Here is a 3,927-nt window from a genome sequence, read left to right as displayed (position 1 = left end):
ATCAAGGTACACTAGCCCTATCTCTCGATACGTTTGAATAGTTGTGTGGGACATACATATGCACCCGTTTACAATCTTAAATTAACTAAAACTAATCGAGGTTATTATGATTACATCTTATCAAAATTTTATTGGCATTGATATCGGAAAATTTAAAAATGTTGCTGCAGTTCACAACCAAAAGAACACTATCAAGTTTGATAATAATGCTGCTGGTTGGCAACAATTGTTTCAAAATTTTTCAAATATTCTACCTAATTCTTTTGTAACTTTGGAAAATACAGGAAAATATGAGCTTGGCTTAGCACACTTTCTGGTTGATAAGAATGTTGCTGTACATCGAGCTAATACTCGCAAAGTAAAAAGCTTTACCTTATCTCATGGAATTTTAGCAAAGTCTGATCAATCAGATGCAAGAGCCCTTGCTCAATATGGATTTGAGCGTTATAGTACTCTATCTCTATTTGTGCCTATGTCAAAAGAACAAACAGCCTTAGCTGCACTTTGTCAACGTCGTGATGACCTTACACAAATAAGAGCTCAAGAGAAATGTAGACTGAAAGCACCTGAAAACGACTATATAAAAGAAAGTTGCCAAAAAACTATTGACTTTTTTAACAGTCAAATAGATGAGCTCAATGATGCCATACAAAAAATTATCGATGAGAATCCAGAGTTAAAAAAGCGCCAAAAAATCATAAGAACAGTACCAGGAATAGGTAAAAAGTTATCACAAGATTTTGTATGCTTGATGCCAGAACTTGGCTACTTAAGCAGGCAAGAAGTTGCTAGTCTTGCTGGAGTTGCCCCGCATCCAAAAGAAAGTGGTAAAGCTATTGGTTATCGCAGAATAAGTGGTGGCAGAAGGAACGTTCGTGAAAAGCTTTTTACATCTGCGATGGCTGCTTCAAGGACTAAATCTGCACTTGGTGCTTTTTATTCTGCTCTCATTGGTAGAGGTAAAAAGAAGATGGTAGTCATAACAGCTCTAATGCGCAAAATTATAGTGATTGCTAATGCAAGGCTTAAAGAAGCAATTAACGCAAATTTTTAAAATCTGCATAAGAAAATAGGTTAATGAATATGCGCGCCACACAAATTTAAAGCACATATTCATTAATCATAAGATCTAAGCAGTGGTAGTTGTTTGATATAAATTTCTTTCTGTAATGAACTAGGGTTTTTATTGCCAAAAATACGTTTTTCAATTGAATAAGAATACAAAACTATAAATAAGAGTTGTAATAAGACTAAATTCAAAAAATTTTAAAAAACATAGTTGATGAGGAGAGATTATGGGTCAAGATTATTTGAATTAGTGGATAAACCAATTAGTAGAGATTTTACTTTGGAGATCTATGCAGCAACAGCAGAAGCACTGGGGAAATTTGAGAAGAGATTTAAGTTAGAAAAAGTAAAAGTTGAAGGAGTAAAAGAAGGGAGAGTAACATTGAATTTAGAAGGTGTCTATCTTTCAGAAGGTAAGTTCATAAATATTAATGGAGTAGTTGTTTAAAAATGCAGCAGCCAAATATTATCGAACCACTGAACTTTGAAGAGATTTTTTCTCGGATGAAGGAAGAGTTAATGAAGTGTGATGCAAGTTTTACAGCATTAGTAGAAAGTGACCCAGCGATGAAGGTATTAGAAGTAGCAGTATGGAGGGAATTGTTACTAAGACAAAGAATAAATGAATCAGTAAAGAGCAATTTACTAAAATTTGCAACGGTTGATAATTTAGCTGAGTTTTATGGAGTGGAGAGGCAGAAAGAAGAAGATGATGAACGATTTAGAAAAAGAATTAAAGCAAAGATAGTAGGCTCAAGCACGTGTGGAAGCAAGGAGTATTATAGGTATCATGCACTGTCAGCAGATAGTAGAGTAAAAGATGCATTGGTTGAGTCAAAAGTGGCAGGAAGTGTAGAGATCTCAATTTTATCTACAACAACTGGCATAGTGTCAGAAGAACTACTTAAAATTGTAAAAAAGCAGGTTACTAGAGATGATATAAGGGTTTTAACCGATACAGTAACAGTAATTGGCTGCAATATTATGGAAATAGATATTCACAGCAGAATGAGTATAAGTCCTGTAATATCAGAGGAAGAAATCAAGAAGCAGTTTATTGAGAAGTTTGAATTAGCAAAAAGATTAGGGTGGAGTGTAACAAGATCATGGATAATAGCGAATCTATTTGTAGATGGTGTAGAAAATGTGGAATTAATCGAGCCAAAAGAGGATGTTATGGTGCTAGGTAATGAGTGTGCAAATTTGAGAAATTTAAAGATTGAGTTGAATTAATGTTACTGCCACCAAATGCAACCAAACAGGAAAAAGCACTGGTAGATGCGATAGATTATAAAGTAGACCAAAGAGGGTTTAAATTTAGATTAGAAGAGGAAACATTGCCGTGGTTGATTGAGGAATATGAATTGGGGGAAATACTACGCTGGGTAAAAGATAGAAGAAAAGCCATAGTAGAAGGAGTAAAATTTCAAAGACTGAGAGGAACTCCAGCATCACTCAAAATAGCGCTCAAATGGGCAAATATAGAAGATATTACAATCATAGAAGAACCACCTGGTAAACATTTTTTCGAGTTGCAAATAGGAATAAAAGATGTTCCAAATGACTTTTTTGTGGATGCAGTAGTAAAACTTGCAAAACTATCGTTACCAGCAAGATCAAGGCTAATGAGGATTTTCAATGATCACTATAACGTTGATAGGTTTATTTTAGATGAAAGCTTTTTTGGAAGTTTGTTATCGGATTATTCAGGTAGAAAAGTTGAAAAAGATGGACCAGTACTGTCATTTGGTAGAAAGAACACATTTGAGCTAAAAGTCTTGAATTCAAGTTTTAAGTTTAGTGCTTTTCGTGTTCATTATGAGCAAGCATTTAGTAATGATATATATCGATTAGATGTAGCAGTACTTGGAGAAACAGAGACTCATACAAAGGATTACAAAGGCATCTATGAAAGAAGTCATCAGTGGTACAACTTAAAAGCACTATATCCACTACCACAGAGTTTATTACCAGAAATAAAGTTTGCTAAGGCACAAATAGTATTATCGGATAGTTGGAGATTAGGAGAAATAAACGCATGTTTTCCAGTTAGTAGTGTAGAGGAAAGAGGGAGTAAATTTGTATTGGGAAGCGATAAACTTTCAGGGCAACATTGGAATTTAAAACACAAGCCAATTTTAGAAAGATTTAGCGTTACCCATGCTTATAAAGCAGAAAACTATACTGATCAGAAGATTACAAAATATGTTTTAGCAGAACACAATGTTTACTATAAAAATGATTTGGATTCAGAGCAAAAAGACTCAATACACGAATTAAAAAAGCACATTTTAGTGTTTTACCCAGGAGTACTGAAGTGGCACGAACATCGACATTTGCACAGAAGTTGGAAAAGTAGTCAAGCAATATCTATAATAAATTAAATACTTATATTTAGATCCTCATATATAATATTAATAATAGGTAAAAGTGTATGAAATAAAAAGAAAAGGACTTGCTTTCTCATGCTAAAACAGACATGACTTGAATAGCAGCAGGTAAACATAAGAAATTTATCTGGCGCTAGAAAAGCTAATTTTGTGAGGTATGAAATGAGTTTTAGTGAGGTAAAGAAAGAATCTTTTAGTAAGTTTTTTAAAGAATTATCAAGTAACAGATTTAAGAATATCAATAAAAGAGATGAAGAAGGAGAGACGATCTTGCACCAAGCAGTGGAAATCTCCAATTACAAAACAGTGAGGTTCTTAATAAAGAAAGGAGCAGAGGTTAATGCAAGAGACAAAAATGGTTATACACCTCTGCACTGTGCAGTATTCGCAAAAAGTTTAGAAAATGTAAAAGTGCTGCTAAGATCTGGAGCAGAAGTAAATGCCACTCAATATGTCAGCGGATGTACAC

Annotated in this window: 4 protein-coding genes and 1 pseudogene; all 5 read left to right on the top strand. The window is 33.9% G+C overall.

Annotated features, from left to right (window positions below; genetic code table 11):
- Window positions 1-106: 106 nt before the first annotated feature.
- Entirely contained in the window at window positions 107-1,054 is a 948-nt protein-coding gene (locus tag Wcon_RS08730; RefSeq protein ID WP_063630491.1) for an IS110 family RNA-guided transposase, read from the top strand.
- A 225-nt stretch (window positions 1,055-1,279) separates the two neighbouring features.
- Window positions 1,280-1,516, top strand: a pseudogene (locus tag Wcon_RS08725) (GPW/gp25 family protein); the annotation flags it as partial.
- Between the two features lie 2 nt (window positions 1,517-1,518).
- Window positions 1,519-2,301: a baseplate assembly protein gene (locus Wcon_RS08720; RefSeq protein WP_114517880.1), complete on the top strand. Its 783-nt coding sequence runs from the start codon at window positions 1,519-1,521 to the stop codon at window positions 2,299-2,301.
- Window positions 2,301-3,452, top strand: coding sequence for a phage tail protein (locus tag Wcon_RS08715; protein WP_114517879.1), 1,152 nt, complete (start codon window positions 2,301-2,303; stop codon window positions 3,450-3,452). Before Wcon_RS08720 ends, Wcon_RS08715 begins: the two co-directional genes overlap by 1 nt.
- Before the next feature lie 168 nt (window positions 3,453-3,620).
- The coding region (locus Wcon_RS08710; RefSeq protein ID WP_147269179.1) for an ankyrin repeat domain-containing protein at window positions 3,621-3,927 on the top strand (307 nt) is incomplete at its 3' end.

The organism is Wolbachia endosymbiont of Cylisticus convexus (assembly GCF_003344345.1).
The sequence above is the reverse complement of the archived record's forward strand: the minus strand, read 5'-3'. Positions and strand labels throughout refer to the sequence as shown.